Source organism: Peterkaempfera bronchialis (assembly GCF_003258605.2).
Taxonomy (GTDB): domain Bacteria; phylum Actinomycetota; class Actinomycetes; order Streptomycetales; family Streptomycetaceae; genus Peterkaempfera; species Peterkaempfera bronchialis.
This window is the reverse complement of sequence record NZ_CP031264.1, coordinates 4,130,436-4,147,875: the sequence shown is the minus strand read 5'-3', so window position 1 is coordinate 4,147,875 and position 17,440 is coordinate 4,130,436. Positions and strand designations below refer to the sequence as shown.

The following is a 17,440-nucleotide window of genomic DNA, read 5'->3' as shown; positions in this document are numbered from 1 at the left end:
TCTCACGCCCACCACACCAGCGAGGTGCCACTGCGTGACCGTCGACCGCCTCAACCTGCTGCTTCTCGTCTTCGCCGCCATCATGATCGTCGCCATGGCGGCCGTCCGGCTCTCCACCCGCACCGGCCTTCCCAGCCTGCTGCTCTATCTCGGCATAGGCATCGCCATGGGTCAGGACGGGCTCGGCGTCCGCTTCGACAACGCCGCACTCACCCAGGTACTGGGCTATGCGGCGCTGGTGGTGATCCTCGCGGAGGGCGGTCTGGGCACCAAGTGGCAGGACATACGGCCGAGCCTGCCGGCCGCGAGCATGCTCGCCACGGTCGGCGTCGGGGTCAGCGTCCTGGTGACGGCCCTGGGCGCGCACTGGCTGGTGGGCCTGGACTGGCGGCTCTCGCTGCTGATCGGCGCGGTGGTCTCGTCCACGGACGCGGCGGCGGTCTTCTCGGTGCTGCGCCGGGTGCCGCTGCCCAGGCGGGTGACGGGCCTGCTGGAGGCGGAGTCCGGCTTCAACGACGCGCCGGTGGTCATCCTGGTGGTCGCCTTCGCCACCACCGAGCCCCTGGAGCCCTGGTACGTCATGCTCGGCACCATAGTGGTCGAGCTGGCGATCGGCCTGGTGGTCGGACTGGCCGTGGGCAGGCTCGGCGCGCTCGGGCTGCGGCATGTCGCCCTGCCCGCCTCCGGCCTCTACCCCATCGCGGTCCTGGCCCTGGTGGTGCTGGCCTACGCGGGCGGCGCGCTGCTGCACGGCTCCGGCTTCCTCGCCGTCTATGTGGCCGCGGTGATCCTCGGCAATGCCCGGCTGCCGCACGGGCCGGCGGTACGCGGCTTCGCCGACGGGCTGGCCTGGGTCGCCCAGATCGGCATGTTCGTACTGCTCGGACTGCTCGTCACCCCGCACACCATGCGGGACGCGCTGCTGCCCGCCATCGTGGTGGGGCTGGTGCTGGTCTTTGTCGCCCGTCCGCTGTCGGTGCTGCTGACCGCCATCCCCTTCCGCATCCCATTCCGTGAGCAGGCGCTGCTCAGCTGGGCGGGACTGCGCGGCGCGGTGCCGATCGTGCTGGCCACCATCCCGCTGGTGGCCGATGTGCCGGGCGCCCGCAATGTGTTCAATGTGGTCTTCCTGCTGGTGGTCGTCTTCACCCTGCTCCAGGGGCCGACGCTGCCCTGGGTCGCCAAGCACCTGAAGCTCTCCGACAGCAGCCTCGGCGAGGACCTGGGCCTCGAGTCGGCGCCGCTGGAGAAGCTGCACGGCCATCTGCTCTCGGTGGCCCTCCCGGAGGGGTCCCGGATGGTCGGCGTGGAGATCGGCGAACTGCGGCTGCCCCGAGGCTCCGCCGTCACCCTGATCGTCCGGGAGGGGACCAGCTTCGTCCCCGACCGCGCCACCGTGCTGGCCCCGGGCGACGAACTGCTGGTCGTCACCACCGACCAGGTCCGCGACGCGGCCGAGCGGCGGCTGCGCGCCGTGGACCAGGGCGGCAAGCTCGCCGACTGGCTGGGCACCCGGGCCTGAGGGCCGGCCAACCCGGGCGGGCGGTCGGCGGCGGCACCTTCGGCATCTGCGGCCGGGCGGCTGCCCGCTTCCGTTCCGCCACCGGTGGTCCTCCCCCCGCGTCCATGGGCGTGGCCCGTTGACCCCTGCCCAGGGCCGGGATTGGATCCCCGCAGGCATCGTCCGGCTGCACATGGCGCAACCCAGCAGCCCAGGCCCGGGAGGAGAGCGCATGGTGACAGAGGCGATCACAGTGCGGCCGACCATCGACTCCCGGGTCGCCGCACTCGCCGAGGAGCGGCTGGACTGGCGGTTCAAGGCCGTACCGGCGGCGGCGCACGGCAGCACCGTCGCCGAGTATCTGGCGAGCCGTCCGACCCTGGACGGCCTCGGCACCCCGCTGCTGACACTCGACGCCGCCGGACTGCACCGCAACCTCACCACCATGGCCGCCTGGTGCACCGCCGCCGGAGTCGACCTCGCCCCGCACGGCAAGACCACCATGGCGCCCGCGCTCTGGCAGCTCCAACTGGCCGCCGGCTGCCGGGGCGTCACCCTCGCCACCCTGCCCCAGCTGCGCGTCGGCCGGGCCTTCGGACTGCGCAGCATCCACCTCGCGGGCGCCCTGCTGGACCCGGCGGGGCTGGCCTGGCTGGCGGCCGAGCTGGACGGCGACCCCGGCTTCTCCTTTGCCTGCTGGGTGGACGGCGAACGGTCCGTCGCCCTGATGGACGCGGCCCTGCGTACGGCCGGAGCGCAGCGCCCGGTCGACGTCTGCGTGGAACTGGGCGCCCCGGGCGGCCGCACCGGCTGCCGCGACCTGGGCGAGGCGCTGGCGGTCGCCCGCGCCGTGCACCGGGCGCCGACCCTGCGGCTGACCGGGACGAGCGGCTACGAGGGCGCCCTTGCGGACGACGCGGCGGCGGACTCGCTGGCGGCGGTGGAGCGCTATCTGCGCGACCTCGCCGAACTGCACCGGCGCCTGACCGCCGAGGGCCTGCTGGACGGAGCCGAGGAGGTGCTGGTCACCGCCGGCGGCAGCGGGTACTTCGACACCGTCGCCGAGGTGCTGGGCCCCCTTGCGCGGGAGGACGGACGGACCCGGGTGGTGCTCCGGTCGGGCGCCTACCTGGTCCACGACGACGGCTTCTACCGGGGACTCTCCCCGCTCTCCCGGGGCGCGGGCGACCGGCCGTTCCGCTCGGCGATGCACGGCTGGGCGCGGGTGGTCTCCCGGCCGGAACCGGGGCTGGCCCTGCTGGACGGCGGCAAGCGCGACTTCCCGTACGACAAGGGGCTGCCGGTGCCCCAGCTGGTCCACGGCCGGGGGCCGCTGAGCGGCGGCCGGATCACCGCGCTCAACGACCAGCACGCCTTTCTGCGGGACGCGGCGGTCGAGGTGGGCGACCTGGTGCGGCTGGGGCTCTCCCACCCGTGCACGGCCTTCGACAAGTGGTCGCTGATCCCGGTGCTGGACTCGGCGGACGCGGAGCGGCCCCGGGTGGTCGACCTGGTGAGGACGTTCTTCTGAACGGCGGGTCCGGCCCTCCGGAAGCGGGCGGCAGCGGGCGGCCGGGTGTCGGCCCGGGGGTCTGCCCGGGTGTCGGCCCGGGTGTCTGCCGCCTTCGTTACAATGTCCACACGTACGACCACGACTGGACTCTGCAACATCTGCCTGATGCAGAGCCGGCGCGACCGCTCGGCGGCCGTGGTCCGAGCCCCGGCTCCCTCCCTTCCGGCCGGTGGACGGACCTGGTATCTACCCCGGTCGACGCACCTGAGGACGGCTCTCGGTGCGCCCGGGGCATTCTGCTGCGCCCAGGCGTGCTACCAGGCAGCAGGAAGGATCGACCGTGACGGTCCGCCGAACGGTCGAAGGCTCGGGCTACCGCCCGCTGCTGCGCACCCCCGGCACCTGGACGTTCCTCGTCCCCGGATTCGCCGCCCGACTCCCGTACGCGATGCTCAGCCTGGGCATCGTGCTGCTGGTACGCCACACCCACGGCTCCTACGGCACGGCGGGCACCGTCGCCGCGGTGGCCGCCGTCGCCCAGGCCCTGGTGGGGCCGCAGACGGGCCGGCTGGCCGACCGGTATGGGCAGGCCCCGGTGCTGGTGCCCGGCGTGCTGCTGCACGCCGCCTCCGTCGCCGCGCTGATCGCGCTGGCGCTGGGGCATGCGCCGGTCTGGGCGCTCTTCGCCGCCGCCGCCCCGGCGGGGGCCTCGGTGCCGCAGATCGGGGCCATGGTGCGGGCCCGGTGGGTGGCCAAACTGGACGGCAGCCCGCTGCTGACCACCGCCTTCGCCTTTGAGTCGGTGACGGATGAATTCACCTTCGTCATCGGTCCGGTGATCGCCACCGCGCTCTGCACCACCGTCGCCCCGCCCGCCGGGCTGATCGCCGAAGCGGTGCTCACCGTCTCCGGCGGCCTGGCCTTCGCCGCGCAGCGCCGCACCGCCCCGGCCCGGCATCCGCGCCCGGCGGCGGGCGAACGCCGCGCCTCGGCGCTGGCGGTGCCTGGCGTGCGGCTGCTGGCCTTCGCCTTCCTCGGCCTCGGCTCGGTCTTCGGCGCCGTGCAGGTCTCGGTGACCGCCTTCGCCGAACAGGCCGGGCGGCCCGGGATGAGCGGCACCGTGTACGGGATCTTCGCGGGCGGCAGCATGCTGGCCGGGGCGCTGTACGGGATGGTGTCCTGGAAGCGCTCGCCGCAGCAGCGGATGCTGGTCTGCTACCTGCTGCTGATGCTGGGCTGCTGCACCCTGTGGGCGCTGCCCAACCTGGCCGCGCTGTCGATCGGCGGCCTGGTCTGCGGACTGGCCATCGCGCCGACCCTGATCACCGGCTACACGCTGGTGGAGTCGCTGGTCCCGGCGGGCGCCAAGACAGAGGCGTTCACCTGGCTGACCGGCGCCATCGGGCTGGGCCTGGCCATCGGCTCCACGGCAGCGGGGGAACTCGCCGACTCCACCGGCGCCTGGGCCGGGTTCCTGGTCCCGGTGGCGGGTACCGGCACGGCGCTCGCGGTGCTGCTGGGGCTGCGCGGACTGCTGGTGCCGACCGGGGACGGAGGCCGTACGGTGGCCCGTGGCGCGGAGGCTCCGGGCAGCGGCACGACGCACCTCACATCCGCCGCGCTGGACTGATCGCCGGGAATGCCGCATCATTGAGGGTCGTTAGCACTCACCAGGTAAGAGTGCCAGGAGGAAGCAAGTGCCGACGTACCAGTACCAGTGCACCGAGTGCGGCAGCGGCCTGGAGGCGGTGCAGAAGTTCACCGACGACGCGCTGACCGACTGCCCCGAGTGCAAGGGCCGCCTTCGCAAGGTCTTCTCGGCCGTGGGTGTGGTCTTCAAGGGCTCCGGCTTCTACCGCACCGACAGCCGGTCGTCTTCGAGCAGTTCCGTGAGCGCGCCGGCCGGGGCCTCGTCGTCTTCGGGTTCGTCCGGCTCGGGCTCGGCTGGCTCGGGCTCGTCCTCGGGCGGCGACTCGGCGTCGAAGCCCGCTTCCAGCGGCAGCTCGTCCGGCGGCACCTCGTCGGGCTCGTCCTCCTCCTCGGGCGGCAGCTCCGCCGCCTGACCTGCGCACCCGCAGAGGCCCCGTACCACGCCCCAGCAGGGCTGTACGGGGCCTTCAGCGCGCCCGGATAGGCTGCCTCCCATGGCGGACACCAGCAGCAACCCAGCGGACCTCACCCCCGTCGAGACCGCCCCGGTCGAGATCGGCATTCTCGGCGGCTCCGGCTTCTACGCCTTCCTGGACGACGTCACCGAGGTGACCGTCGACACCCCCTACGGGGCGCCCAGCGACTCGCTCTTCATCGGCGACCTGGACGGGCGGCGGGTGGCCTTCCTGCCCCGCCACGGGCGCGGCCACCACCTGCCGCCGCACCGCATCAACTACCGGGCCAACCTGTGGGCGCTCCGCTCGCTCGGCGCGCAGCAGATCCTGGGGCCGTGCGCGGTGGGCGGCCTGCGCCCGGAGTACGGCCCGGGCACCCTGGTGGTCCCGGACCAGCTGGTGGACCGCACCTCGGGCCGGGTGCAGACCTTCTACGACGGCGTGCCCCGGGAGGACGGGCGCATCCCCGAGGTGGTGCATGTCTCCTTCGCCGACCCGTACTGCCCCGTCGGGCGGCAGGCGGCGCTGGCCGGGGCCCGCGCCTCGGGCTGGGAGCCGGTGGACGGCGGCACCCTGGTCGTGATCGAGGGGCCGCGCTTCTCCACCCGCGCCGAGTCCCGCTGGTACTCGGCGCAGGGCTGGTCGGTGGTCGGTATGACCGGGCACCCGGAGGCGGTGCTCGCCCGCGAACTGGGCCTCTGCTACACCTCGATCAACCTGGTCACCGACCTGGACGCGGGCGTGGAGACCGGCGAGGGCGTCACCCATGAGGAGGTGCTGGCGGTCTTCGCGCAGAATGTGGGCCGGCTGCGCACGGTGCTCTTCGACGTGGTGAAGGGCCTGCCGGCCGCTCGGGACTGCATCTGCTCGCATGCGCTGGACGGTCTGGAGACCGGGCTCGACCTCTGACCTCAGGCGCTGACCTCAGGCGCTGACCTCGGCCGCTGACCTCGGCCGCTGACCTCGGCCGCTGCGGTGTCAAGCTGAAGGCGGAAAAGCCACCCCTGCGGGTGAAGGAAGTTATCCACAGCCCCGGGTTGTCCACAGGATTCGGGGCGGGCCTACCGGGGGCGCGGCGTCGCGCCCACTCTGGTCGGGACCGCTTCCGGAATCCGACCCAGGTGGTGTGCCAGCCGTGTCCACGGTCTTCGATCCCTTCCCCGTCCGCCCGCGCCACGCGGGCAACCGCAGCGGCGTGCCCGGCCCTCCGTCCGAGGTGCCGCCCCGGCGGTCCGTGCCGCCCTTCCCGCCGGTCAGAGCAGGCTGTGGCAACCGCCACCGGCTGCGGCAGGCCGTGCGGTGCGGGCCGGGGCCGCTGGCCGCCGGGGTGCTGGCCGCTGCCACCGCGCTGGCCTTCGGGCCGCTGCGCGAACCACCTGCCGCGCCGCCGGGCCGGGTGCCACCGGCCGGGGCGGTGCCGCACTGCGCGCCCTCCGGGGACGGTGGCGTGGGGCACGACGGCCGGGTGGTGGTCCGGTGAGCCGGGGGCTGCGGTCAGCCGTGGTGCGGGGGCTTCTGGCTGAGGTACCAGTCCAGGTCGCGTCCGCCGGAGGAGCCCGCCGGGGCCTCGCCCCAGCCGGTGTCGGTGTCGTCGCTGGTCTGGCGGTCCAGCGGGTCGTCGAAGACCAGCCCTGCCGGGGGCGTCCGCCGCGCCTGCTGCCGCCTCTGCTCCTCGCCCTGGTCGCCGCTCATCGTCCTCGCCCTGTCCGTCCTGCTCGTCATGCCCGTCCCGGTCGGCCTACGTGGTCTGCTCGGCCTGCTGGGCCTGCCGTGCCCGCGCCCCGGGTGACCCCCGGCCTCCAGCGTAGGCTCTCCCGCTCCCCGGGCAGCGCGGAGCCCCGATGCACGGGGCGCGCACCGGGGCTCACAGAGGGACGGTCAGGCTGCCTCGAATCCCGAGTGGTGGGCCATCCGCTTGAGCTCCGCGAGGGCGTGCTTCTCGATCTGCCGAATGCGCTCGCGGGTGAGCCCATGCTGCTTGCCCACCTCGGTGAGAGTGCGTTCACGGCCGTCCTCCATGCCGTAGCGGGAGCGGATGATGGATGCGGTGCGGTCGTCGAGGCGGCCGATGAGGTCGTCCAGCTCCTCACGGCGCAGCATCACCATGACGGCGTCCTCCGGGGAAACGGCCGCGGTGTCCTCGACCAGGTCGCCGAACTGGGTCTCGCCCTCGTCGTCGACCGACATATTGAGGGAGACCGGGTCGCGGGCCCAGTCCAGCACGTCCTTGACGCGCTCCTCGGTGGAGCCCAGCTCGGCCGCCACCTCGGCGGGCTCGGCCTCACGGCCCAGCTCCTTGGACTTCTCCCGCTGGACCCGCCGGATCCGGCCCAGCTCCTCCACCAGGTGGACGGGCAGCCGGATGGTGCGGGACTGGTCGGCGATGGAACGGGTGATGGCCTGGCGGATCCACCAGGTCGCGTAGGTGGAGAACTTGTAGCCCTTGGCGTAGTCGAACTTCTCGACCGCCCTGACCAGGCCGGCGTTGCCTTCCTGGATGAGGTCCAGCAGCGGCAGGCCGCTGCGCGGGTAGCGCCGGGCCACCGCGACGACCAGTCGCAGGTTGGAGCGGATGAAGACGTCCTTGGCGCGGTTGCCGTCCTCGGCTATCGCCCGCACCTCCTCCTCCGTGGTCCCCTCGGGCAGGGCTCCCTCGTCGAGCAGGTGCTCGGCGTACACGCCCGCCTCGATGCGCAGGGACAGCTCGACCTCCTGGGCGGCATCGAGCAGCGGCGTTCGGGCGATCTCGTCGAGGTACATGCCGACGAGGTCGCGGTCGGCCTCACTGTTGGCCGGGCGGGCGTTGCGCGCCCGGTCGGCCTTGTCGCGAACGACGGCACGGGTGGCCATGCGTGCTCCCTTGCTTCTGGTGCCTGCTTGCCTTCACGTTCCGGTGCGAGCCCGACCCGGTCCCGCACTCACGTAACGATTCAACGGGCAGAATCCGGACATCATTCCCAAGGCGATCACTTTCTTGGGGAGATGCAGTATCCTGCTCGATTTCACTTCGCAGGTGAACAGGCCGTGTTCGGACATGCACAGGGTGTACGCCCGTTCTGCCCCGCATGGTTCGCCTACCCGCGCCCCTGCTTGCACACGTCACGTTCCGGGCACGCGTCAACTCCCGGGTCTTCAGCTCCCGGGCCTTCAACTCCCCGGCTGGGAACGGCCGTACCCGGCCAGCTTGGCGGTCGCCTGCTCCAACTGGACCGCGTCCAGCGCCCTGGGCAGGCCGGCCGCCCGGGTGCGCAGATAGACATCGCACATCCACTCCAGCTGCTGCGCCAGCCCATAGGCCGCCGCGAGGCTGCCGGCCACCGTCACCGCGCCGTGGTTGGCCAGCAGGCAGCCCCGGCGGCCACCGGCCAGCGCCGCCTCGACTCCGGCTGCCAGTTCCGCACTGCCGTAGGTCTCGTACGGCGCGATCCGCAGCGGGCCACCGAACATCGCCGTGTAGTAGTGGACCGGCGGCAGTTGCGACAGCCCGTCCAGGCAGGCGACGGCGGTGGCGGCCACCGAGTGGGTGTGCACCACCGCGGCGGCGCCCTCGGCCCGGTAGGCGGCCAGATGGAAGGGCAGCTCGCTGCTGGGCGGCAGTTCGGCCTCGACGGCGGTGCCGTCCATCCGGTGCACGCCGATCAGCTCCGGCGTCAGTTCGTCGTAGTCCACACCGCTGGGGGTGACCGCCAGCAGCTCACCGACCCGGACCGAGAGGTTGCCCGCAGTGCCCACGACCAGCCCGTCCGGGCGCAGCCGCCGGGCATGACGGACGATCTCGGCGCGAGCCTCGGCAAGCAGCACGGCTCCCCCTGCGGGGTCTGGGCCCGTCGGCGGGGCGCGCGGGCCGGTCTATGCGCAACTCCGGCGAGCGCCTCCCGGTTCCCCACCGCCGGAGTGGACCACCGTGGGTCAGCGGTCCACCGGGGGTCAGCGGTCCACCGTGCGGTCGAAGTGGGTGGTGGTGTGCCGCAGGATGGCCCGCAGTTCCTCGCCCACGGTCGGCGGGGCGGTCTCGCCGGGCACGAAGAGAATGCTCACCTGCATGTGCGGCGGCTCGGCGAAGGCCGCCTTGCGCCCGCCCCAGATGAACGGGGAGGGGGTGCGGTTGACGGTGGCCAGCCCGGCCCGGGCCAGGTTCTTGGCGCGCGGGGTGACACCGGTCATGTGCTTGGGCGACTCCAGGCCGACCCCGTGGGCGGTGCCGCCGGCCACCACCACCAGGTGCCCGTCCGTCGGGGCCTTCAGCTGCCGGTAGCCGTACCGGTCGCCCTTGGCCACCGGGGTCACGTCCAGCACGGTGCCCCGGCAGTCCATCGCACCGTGGTCGCCCAGCCAGAGCCGGGTGCCGATGCGGGCGCGGAAGACCAGGCCCGGGTGGAGCGCGCGCAGCCGGCCGATCTCGTCGGCGGACAGATGGCTGACGTAGACGGCCGGGATCGGCAGCCCGGCGGCGGAGAGCCGGGCGACCCACTCCGAGCACTCCCGTACCGGATCGTGGCCCTCGGGCCGGTCGAGCGGCAGGTGCAGGGCGAAGCCCTCCAGCCGCACGTCCTCCAGGGCGGTGACCAGCTTGGGCACGTCCTGCTCATTGATGCCGTGGCGGCGCATGCTGGTCATGCACTCCACCACGACCCGCGACCCGACCAGCGCCCGGACGCCGCTGACGCTGCCGACCGTGCGCACCACCCGGCCGGGCAGCGGCACGGGGTCCTCGCCGATCCGGTACGGCGTGAGCACCAGCACGTCGCCGCCGAAGAACTCCACCGCCTCCGCCGCCTCATAGGCGGTGCCGACGGCCAGCATGGACGCGCCGAACCTGGTGGCCTCCTCGGCCAGCCGGCGGTTGCCGAAGCCGTAGCCGTTGCCCTTGGCCACCGGCACGAGGTCGGGGAACGCCTCCAGCACGGACTGCTGGTGAGCGCGCCAGCGGGCGGTTTCCACGTAGAGCGAGAGCGCCATCCGGGTGTGCCTTCCTGCGGTGGAGCGGGGACGAGGGGCTGCCCGCCGTCAGCGGGCCACTGCTCGGCTCGTCATATACATGTCGAAAGCCTTCTGCAACACCTTGCTCAGCGGGAAGTCCCACTCACCCAGGTACTCGGCCGCCTGACCTCCGGTGCCCACCTTGAAGCGGATGAGACCGAAGAGGTGGTTCTCCTCGTCAAGCGTGTCGCTGATGCCCCGCAGGTCGTACACGCGCGCACCCATGGCATGGGCGTCCCGCATCATCTGCCACTGGATCGCATTGCTCGGCTGGACCTCCCGCTTGCGGACGGTGGAGGCGCCATAGGAGTACCAGATGTGGTTGCCGGTACGGAGCATGGTGGTGGCGGCCAGCACCTCGCCCTCATGGGCCGCCAGGTAGAGCCGCATGGTGTCCGGCGTCTCGGCGTTGAGCGCCTTCCACATGCCCTGGAAGTAGGAGAGCGGGCGCGGGATGAAGTGGTCGCGCTCGCCGGTCTCCTTGTAGAGCTCATGGAAGATCGGCAGGTCCTCGAAGCGGCCGAGGGAGACCTGGACGCCGGCCTTCTCGCTCTTCTTGATGTTGCGGCGCCACTGCTGGTTCATGCCCTTGAGCACGTCGTCCGTGGTGCGCCCCTCCATCGGGACCTGGAAGACATAGCGGGGCTGGCCGGCGGAGAAGCCGCCGCCGTCCTCGTCGTCGTTCTGCTGCCAGCCCATCCGCCGCAGCCGGTCCACCACCTCGAAGGCGCGCGGCTCATAGGCGCTCGCCTCCACATCGCGCAGCCGCTTGGCGGTCTTGCCCGCGATGGCCTGCTTGATGACGTCCGCGTTCCAGCGCCGGATGATGACCGGCGGGCCCATCTTCACCGAGAAGGCGCCCTGCGACTTCAGGTGCGCCAGCATCGGCTGAAGCCAGCGCTCCAGGTCGGGGTCGAACCAGTTGATCACCGGCCCCTCGGGCAGGTAGGCCAGGAAGCGCTTGAGCTTCGGCAGCTGGCGGTAGAGCACCAGCCCCACGCCGACCAGCCGGTTCTGCTCGTCGAACCAGCCGATGGACTCCGGGCGCCACTCCGCCTTCACACCGCCCCACGCCGGTACCTGCATATGGCTGGCGGAGGGCAGGCTCTGGATGTAGGCCAGGTGCTCCTCACGGCTGATGGTGCTCAGACGCAGGCTCATGGATGGCGAGCTCCTCGTGCGGCAATGGTGATCGGAATGAGCCTACCGTCCGTCGCGGCGCGCTCCGTAGGCCCGGAGGGGGACACCGGCGTACCGCCCGATCGGCCCTGGGTAGCACATCGGTTCGCCCCGAGGCGGACCTCAGGGCACCACGGTGACCGGCCAGCGCCCGGCCTTGACCAGACGCACCGCCACCGAGCCGACGATGCGGTGCCCGGCCTGCTCGGAGGCGCCGACCACCACGGCGTCCGCCCGCAGCTCGTCGGCGGTGGTCAGCAGCCCGGTGTAGGGGTCGCCGGGGAAGGTGTGGAACTCCCAGCGGATGCTCCGGTGGTCGCCGAAGCGCTTCACCGCCTGCCGGATGTGCTGCAACAGATCCTCGGCGACCTGCTGGCCCACCTCCAGCAGGGTGCCGCCCACGCCTGCGGCCGACGCCGTGACCACGGGCTGCACATAGACCAGGACCAGCAGCGCTCCCTGCCGGCGGGCGAGACCCGCGGCATAGGCGACGGCACGCCAGGAGGAGTCCGAGCCGTCCACGCCGGTCACGATCGTCTTGGGACCGTCGACGCCGTACTCGAAACCCTGTCTGCCCACTTCGTCCGCCACGATCCGAGCCTACCCACGCCGCAGCGCTGCCGGTCACCCGGCTCAGGGCGTGCGGCGGGCCCGGCGGGGGTGGTACTCGACCAGGGTGAGGGCCAGCGAGACATAGCGCTCGACCAGGTCGTCGACGGCGAGCGCGCCCTCGGGGCGGTACCACTGGGCGACGGCGTTGCACATCGCGAGCACCGCGCGGCGGGCGTCGTCGGGATAGGGGGTGAGAAAGAGGGAGCAGGCCCGGCCGTCCTCGATGACCTGTTGGAACATCCGGGTGGCGGCAGCCTGGCGGCGGCGGAAGTGAGCGCGCTGCTCGTCGTTGAGGCTGCGGTCCTCGGTGAGTTCGATGGAGCTGCGGTCACGCTGTCCGGCCCGGAACCGGACGGTGGCCTCGACCAGGGCCTCCAGCCGCTCGGCGGGGTCGTCGCCGGCGTCGGCGAGCGCGGCGTCGCAGGCCTGCCGATAGCGGTCCATGCCCTCGTCGAGCAGGGCGAACAGCAGCTCCTGCTTGCCGCCGTAGTAGTGGTACAGCGCGGAGAGGCTGACACCGGCCCGCTGGGCGATGTCGCGGATCGAGGTGGAGCCGTAGCCGCGCTCGGCGAACTCCTGGCGGGCGGCCTCCAGCAGGGCCTGGTGGCCCGGGGGCCGCCGGGTGTCCACGTCCACGTCCGCGTCCATGCGTATGTCCCGGAGTCGAGTTTGGCTGATCGGTCATTCGGCATTCTAGGGCGGTGGGGCGGATCAGGGCCTATGGACAGTGCTTCTACCGGCCGTTAACTTAACAAGCGTTCGACCAGCAGAAGGGATCCCCGTCGTGCGCCGCACCGTTTTCACCGAGGACCACGAGGCATTCCGGGCGACCGTCCGCGACTTCATCGCCAAGGAGGTCGTCCCCGTCTACCCGGAGTGGGAGAAGGCCGGGCACGCGCCTCGCGACTTCTACCTCAAGCTGGGCGAGCTGGGCGTCTTCGGCATCGAGGTGCCCGAGGAGTACGGCGGCGCCGGCATGGGCGGCTTCAAGTACCAGGCCGTGGTCACCGAGGAGACCATGCGCGCCGGGGTGAGCTTCGGCAGCGCGGGCGTGCACACCGGCCTGGTCCTGCCGTACCTCCTGGAGTACGCCGGCGAGGAGCAGAAGAAGCGGTGGCTGCCCGGCTTCGTCTCCGGCGAGATCATGACCGCCATCGCCATGACCGAGCCCGGCACCGGCTCCGACCTGGCCGGGATCACCACCACCGCCAGGCTGTCCGAGGACGGCACCCACTATGTCCTCAACGGCGCCAAGACCTTCATCACCGGCGGTGTCCAGGCCGACCTGATGCTGGTGGTCTGCCGCACCTCCCCGGCCACCCCGGAGGACCGCCGGGCCGGACTGTCGATCCTCTGCGTGGACACCCGCTCACCCGGCTACACGGTGGGCCGCAAGCTGGAGAAGATCGGCCTGCGCTCCTCCGACACCGCCGAGCTGTCCTTCACCGACGTCGCGGTGCCGGTGGAGAACCTGCTGGGCGAGGAGGGCAGGGCCTTCTCCTACCTCACCCGCAACCTGGTCCAGGAGCGCCTGGCCATCGCGGTCGGCGGCTATGCCTCCGCCTCCGCCGCGATCGGCTTCGCCGTGCAGTACGTCAAGGACCGCAAGGTCTTCGGCCGCAGTGTGGCCGAGTTCCAGAACACCAAGTTCGTGCTCGCCGAGTGCGCCGCCGAGGTCGAGGCCGCCCAGGCGATGGTGGACCGCGGCCTGGAGCTGCACGAGACCGGCGAGCTGACCCCGGCCGACGCCGCCAAGCTGAAACTGTTCTGCACCGAGGTCTCCGCCCGGGTGATCGACAAGTGCCTCCAGCTGCACGGCGGGTACGGGTACATCCTGGAATACCCCATCGCACGGCTCTACACGGACGCCCGGGTCACCCGCATCTACGGCGGCACCAGCGAGGTCATGAAGACCGTCATCGCCAAGTCCCTCGGCCTGTAGGGCTTCGGAGAGGAAGAGGCCACCCCATGCGTGACGCAGTCATCGTCGACGCCGTACGCTCCCCCGTCGGCCGCCGAGGCGGAGCCCTGGCCGGGATCCACCCGGCCGACCTCTCCGCCCATGTCCTGCGCGCCCTGGCCGAGCGCACCGGCCTGGACCCGGCGCTGGTGGACGACGTGGTCTGGGGCTGCGTCTCCCAGGTCGGCGAGCAGACCGCCTGCATCGGCCGCTATGCGGTGCTGGCGGCCGGCTGGCCGGAGGAGGTGCCCGCGGTCACCGTCGACCGGCAGTGCGGCTCCTCCCAGCAGGCGGTGCACCAGGCCGCCGCCGGGGTGGTCTCCGGCCAGTACGACATCGCGGTGGCCGGCGGCGTGGAGTCGATGACCCGGGTGCCGATGGGCTCCTCCTGGGGCGGCGGTCTGGGCGAGCCGTACGGGCCGCTGGCCCGCGCCCGCTACGGCGGCATCGAGTTCAACCAGGGCGTCGGCGCGGAGATGATCGCCGCCGAGTACGGGCTGACCCGGGGCGAGCTGGACCGCTATGCGCTGGACTCGCACGCCAAGGCGGCTCGGGCGATCGACGAGGGGCGCTTCCAGGGGCAGATCACGCCGGTCCCGGTGACCGGCGCGGACGGTAAGGACGGCGGGGACGGCGCGGAGGGCGTGGGGGGCGCAGACGGCGAGCGGCTCTTCACCACCGACGAGGGCGTGCGGCGCGGCTCCACCGCCGAGCAGTTGGCGGCGCTGAAGACGCCGTTCCGGGCGGACGGGGTGGTCTCCGCAGGCAATGCCTCGCAGATCTCGGACGGCTCGGCGGCGCTGCTGGTCACCACCGGCGAGATCGCCGCCCGCCACGGCTGGACCCCGATCGCCCGGGTGCACACCGCGACCGTGGTCGGCGCCGACCCGGTCACCATGCTCAAGGGCCCGATCCCGGCCACCGCCAAGGTGCTCAAGCGGTCCGGGCTGTCGCTGGGCGACTTCGGCGCCTTCGAGGTCAACGAGGCGTTCGCCTCGGTCACCCTGGCGTGGCTGAAGGAGACCGGGGCCGACCCTGCGCTGCTCAACCCGAACGGCGGCGCCATCGCGCTGGGCCACCCGCTGGGCGGTTCCGGCGCCCGGCTGATGACCACCCTGGTGCACCACATGCGGGACAACGGCATCCGCTACGGCCTCCAGACCATGTGCGAGGGCGGCGGCATGGCCAACGCCACCGTGCTCGAACTGCTCTGACCGGGGGCCCGCGCCGAGCCCGAGGCAGTGCTCAGACGGCCCCGGGCTCCTCGTCGGCGGCGGCATCATCGGCGGCTGCGGTCTCGACCGCCGCGTCCAGTGCGTGGGTGAGGGCGTTGAGGCGGGTGCGGAGCTCGGCCATCCCCTCCAGGGTCAGGCCGGTGGAGGCGGCGATCCGCAGCGGCACCTCGCAGGCCCGGTGCCGCAGCTCCGCCCCGGCAGGGGTGAGGTTGACGGAGACGGAGCGCTCGTCCTGCGGGCTGCGGCGGCGCTCCACCAAACCGGCTGCCTCCAGCCGCTTGAGCAGCGGCGAGAGGGTCCCGGAGTCCAGCCGCAGGGCCTCGCCGAGCCCCTTGACGGTGGTCTCGCCGTGCTCCCAGAGCACCAGCATCACCAGGTACTGCGGGTAGGTCAGCCCGGTGTCCCTGAGGAGCACCCGGTAGACGCTGCCGAAGGCGCGGTTGGCCGCGTGCAGGGCGAAGCAGACCTGGTTCTCCAGCCGCAGGGCTTCCTCTGGGGTGGTCCTCATGCCGTCCAGGATAACCATCGATTGGGCACTTTTCAGTTGTGCACAACTGAGTTGTGTGCTTCAGTTGTCCCTGCACGCACACCCCGCCCGACGAAAGGGATGGTCCCCATGGACGCGCTCTACACCGCTGTCGCCACCGCCAACGGCCGCGAGGGAAGGGCCGTGAGCTCCGACGGGCAGCTGGACCTGCCGCTGGCCATGCCCGAGGGGCTCGGCGGCAACGGGCAGGGCACCAACCCCGAGCAGCTCTTCGCCGCCGGCTACGCGGCCTGCTTCGCCAGCGCGCTGGCCCTGGTCGGCCGGCAGGCCAAGGTCGACACCAAGGACGCCTCGGTGACCGCCGAGGTCTCCATCGGCAAGGTCGGCGAGGGCTTCGGGCTCGCCGTCGTGCTGCGGGTGGAGCTGCCGGACGCACTGCACGGCGAGACCGGCGAGCTGCTGGTGAAGCGGGCCCACGAGGTCTGCCCCTACTCCAACGCCACCCGCGGCAACATCCCGGTCGAGCTCGTGGTGGAGTGACGACCGGCCCGGGCGCCCTGCCTGGCTCACATGGCCAGGTAGGCCCGCAGGTGGGTGACCTCCTCGATCTCCCCGCCCGCCTTGGCCAGCAGTTGCCGGGCCAGGTCGTTCAGCGCCCGCGCCGCGGCCACCTCCTCGCCGACCCGCTGCTGCACCGGGTCGTCGGGGTGGCGGGTCGCATGCCCATGCGCCCTGATCTCGCTTCCGTCCTGGAGTCTCAGCAGGGCCGCCGCCTTGGTCCGGTCAGCGTGTTCGCTGAACTCCATCTCCACATGCCAACCGACGACCGGCTGAGTCTCGCTCCTCGACCGGGTCCGCGTCTCCGTCCGCATCGCAATCACCTCCGCGCACTGCCCCCTTCCAGGGTGCGCCGCACCCGGCCTACGCACCACCCTGGCCGGAGCGTCGTGGCCGGGGCATCATGGCCGATGCATCATGGGAGGCATGCCGGAGTCGCCCGAAGTCCAGGCGCTCGCCGACCACCTCCGCGAGCGGTCGGCGGGCCGCGCCGTGGCCCGGGTGGAGGTCGCCGCCTTCCAGGCGCTCAAGACCTTCGACCCGCCGCCGACGGCGCTGCACGGCCGCACCGTCACCGATGTCACCCGGCACGGCAAGTTCCTGGACCTCGACGCGGACGGCCTCCACCTGGTCCTCCACCTGGCGCGGGCGGGGTGGATCCGCCGGCAGGAGTCCATGCCGGCCACGCCGCCGAAGCCGGGTCGGGGGCCGCTCGCCCTGCGGCTGCTGCTGGACGACGGCTCGGGCTGGCAGGTGACCGAGCAGGGCACCACCAAGCGGCTGGCCGCCTATGTCGTACGCGACCCGGCCGAGGTCCCCGGCATCGCCCGGCTCGGTCCCGACCCGCTGGCCGACGGCTTCTCCCGGGACGACCTGGCGGCGGTCGCGGCCGGGCGCGGCGTCCGCCTCAAGGGGCTGCTCACCGACCAGTCGCTGCTCGCCGGCGTGGGCAACGCCTACTCCGACGAGGTGCTGCACACGGCCCGGCTGTCCCCGTACGCCATCGCCGCGAAGCTCGACGACGAGCAGCTGGACCGGCTGTACGAGGCGCTGCGCTCGGTGCTGCGGGACGCCCTGGAGCGGGCCCGGGGGCTGGCCGCCGGGGAGCTCAAGGCGGAGAAGAAGGCGGGCCTGCGGGTGCACGGCCGGGCGGGCGAGCCCTGTCCGGTCTGCGGCGACACCGTCCGCCAGGTGGTCTTCGCCGAGTCGTCGTTGCAGTACTGCCCCACCTGCCAGACCCGGGGCCGGGTGCTGGCCGACCGCCGGCTCTCGCGGCTGCTCAAGTAACCGCCGCTCCAGCCGACCGCCCG

19 protein-coding genes are annotated in these 17,440 nt (G+C 72.5%); 10 read left to right on the top strand and 9 right to left on the bottom strand.

The genetic code is table 11. The annotated features are described in order from the left end of the window. The first annotated feature begins 34 nt into the window (after positions 1 to 34). The 6 genes from C7M71_RS18495 (at position 35) to C7M71_RS18470 (ending at position 6,599) form a co-directional block, all read left to right on the top strand. Positions 35 to 1,522, top strand: a complete 1,488-nt coding sequence (locus tag C7M71_RS18495; RefSeq protein ID WP_111490448.1) for a potassium/proton antiporter — start codon at positions 35 to 37, stop codon at positions 1,520 to 1,522. Between the two features lie 211 nt (positions 1,523 to 1,733). Then, positions 1,734 to 3,032: an alanine racemase gene (locus C7M71_RS18490; protein ID WP_111490449.1), complete on the top strand. Its 1,299-nt coding sequence runs from the start codon at positions 1,734 to 1,736 to the stop codon at positions 3,030 to 3,032. A gap of 322 nt (positions 3,033 to 3,354) precedes the next feature. Next, positions 3,355 to 4,644 (top strand): MFS transporter, encoded by a 1,290-nt coding sequence (locus tag C7M71_RS18485; RefSeq protein WP_229758794.1) that lies wholly within the window; start codon positions 3,355 to 3,357, stop codon positions 4,642 to 4,644. A 67-nt stretch (positions 4,645 to 4,711) separates the two neighbouring features. Further along, positions 4,712 to 5,077 (top strand): FmdB family zinc ribbon protein, encoded by a 366-nt coding sequence (locus C7M71_RS18480; RefSeq protein ID WP_111490450.1) that lies wholly within the window; start codon positions 4,712 to 4,714, stop codon positions 5,075 to 5,077. An 81-nt stretch (positions 5,078 to 5,158) separates the two neighbouring features. Beyond that, positions 5,159 to 6,028, top strand: a complete 870-nt coding sequence (locus tag C7M71_RS18475) for an S-methyl-5'-thioadenosine phosphorylase (protein ID WP_111490451.1) — start codon at positions 5,159 to 5,161, stop codon at positions 6,026 to 6,028. A gap of 226 nt (positions 6,029 to 6,254) precedes the next feature. Continuing rightward, a complete protein-coding gene (locus C7M71_RS18470; RefSeq protein WP_111490452.1) occupies positions 6,255 to 6,599 on the top strand; it encodes a hypothetical protein in 345 nt (114 codons plus the stop codon). 14 nt (positions 6,600 to 6,613) lie between these two features. Here C7M71_RS18470 and C7M71_RS18465 read toward each other — a convergent pair whose 3' ends face one another. The 7 genes from C7M71_RS18465 to C7M71_RS18435 all read right to left on the bottom strand — a co-directional run bounded on the left by C7M71_RS18465 (position 6,614) and on the right by C7M71_RS18435 (position 12,538). Beyond that, complete coding sequence (locus tag C7M71_RS18465) at positions 6,614 to 6,811, bottom strand: hypothetical protein (protein WP_111490453.1); 198 nt, start codon at positions 6,809 to 6,811, stop codon at positions 6,614 to 6,616. 186 nt (positions 6,812 to 6,997) lie between these two features. Further along, positions 6,998 to 7,969 carry a sigma-70 family RNA polymerase sigma factor gene (locus tag C7M71_RS18460; RefSeq protein WP_111490454.1) on the bottom strand — a complete coding sequence of 324 codons (972 nt, stop codon included), beginning with the start codon at positions 7,967 to 7,969 and terminating at the stop codon, positions 6,998 to 7,000. 297 nt (positions 7,970 to 8,266) lie between these two features. Then, positions 8,267 to 8,920: a class II aldolase/adducin family protein gene (locus tag C7M71_RS18455; protein WP_111490455.1), complete on the bottom strand. Its 654-nt coding sequence runs from the start codon at positions 8,918 to 8,920 to the stop codon at positions 8,267 to 8,269. A gap of 126 nt (positions 8,921 to 9,046) precedes the next feature. Further along, entirely contained in the window at positions 9,047 to 10,078 is a 1,032-nt protein-coding gene (locus C7M71_RS18450; protein ID WP_111490456.1) for an alanine racemase, read from the bottom strand. 48 nt (positions 10,079 to 10,126) lie between these two features. Continuing rightward, positions 10,127 to 11,260: a lipid II:glycine glycyltransferase FemX gene (locus C7M71_RS18445; RefSeq protein ID WP_111490457.1), complete on the bottom strand. Its 1,134-nt coding sequence runs from the start codon at positions 11,258 to 11,260 to the stop codon at positions 10,127 to 10,129. 141 nt (positions 11,261 to 11,401) lie between these two features. Further along, positions 11,402 to 11,869, bottom strand: coding sequence for a universal stress protein (locus C7M71_RS18440; RefSeq protein WP_229758793.1), 468 nt, complete (start codon positions 11,867 to 11,869; stop codon positions 11,402 to 11,404). Positions 11,870 to 11,911: 42 nt separating this feature from the next. Then, positions 11,912 to 12,538: a TetR/AcrR family transcriptional regulator gene (locus C7M71_RS18435; protein ID WP_111490459.1), complete on the bottom strand. Its 627-nt coding sequence runs from the start codon at positions 12,536 to 12,538 to the stop codon at positions 11,912 to 11,914. Between the two features lie 136 nt (positions 12,539 to 12,674). Here C7M71_RS18435 and C7M71_RS18430 point away from each other — a divergent pair, with 136 nt between their 5' ends. Beyond that, positions 12,675 to 13,832 (top strand): acyl-CoA dehydrogenase family protein, encoded by a 1,158-nt coding sequence (locus C7M71_RS18430; RefSeq protein WP_111490460.1) that lies wholly within the window; start codon positions 12,675 to 12,677, stop codon positions 13,830 to 13,832. 26 nt (positions 13,833 to 13,858) lie between these two features. Further along, positions 13,859 to 15,064: a thiolase family protein gene (locus C7M71_RS18425; RefSeq protein ID WP_111490461.1), complete on the top strand. Its 1,206-nt coding sequence runs from the start codon at positions 13,859 to 13,861 to the stop codon at positions 15,062 to 15,064. A gap of 31 nt (positions 15,065 to 15,095) precedes the next feature. Here the strand turns inward: C7M71_RS18425 and C7M71_RS18420 are convergent, their stop codons facing one another. Continuing rightward, positions 15,096 to 15,593 carry a MarR family winged helix-turn-helix transcriptional regulator gene (locus tag C7M71_RS18420; protein WP_111490462.1) on the bottom strand — a complete coding sequence of 166 codons (498 nt, stop codon included), beginning with the start codon at positions 15,591 to 15,593 and terminating at the stop codon, positions 15,096 to 15,098. Positions 15,594 to 15,701: 108 nt separating this feature from the next. Between C7M71_RS18420 and C7M71_RS18415 the strand changes: the two genes are divergently transcribed. Beyond that, complete coding sequence (locus C7M71_RS18415; RefSeq protein ID WP_111490463.1) at positions 15,702 to 16,112, top strand: organic hydroperoxide resistance protein; 411 nt, start codon at positions 15,702 to 15,704, stop codon at positions 16,110 to 16,112. 26 nt (positions 16,113 to 16,138) lie between these two features. Here the strand turns inward: C7M71_RS18415 and C7M71_RS18410 are convergent, their stop codons facing one another. Beyond that, positions 16,139 to 16,444, bottom strand: a complete 306-nt coding sequence (locus C7M71_RS18410; RefSeq protein ID WP_111490464.1) for a DUF1876 domain-containing protein — start codon at positions 16,442 to 16,444, stop codon at positions 16,139 to 16,141. Between the two features lie 112 nt (positions 16,445 to 16,556). On the opposite strand from C7M71_RS18410, the gene C7M71_RS18405 reads away from it, so the two are divergent. Next, the gene (locus tag C7M71_RS18405) at positions 16,557 to 17,417 is read left to right on the top strand and encodes an Fpg/Nei family DNA glycosylase (protein ID WP_111490465.1); all 861 of its coding nucleotides are present in this window, start codon (positions 16,557 to 16,559) and stop codon (positions 17,415 to 17,417) included. Positions 17,418 to 17,440 lie beyond the last annotated feature (23 nt).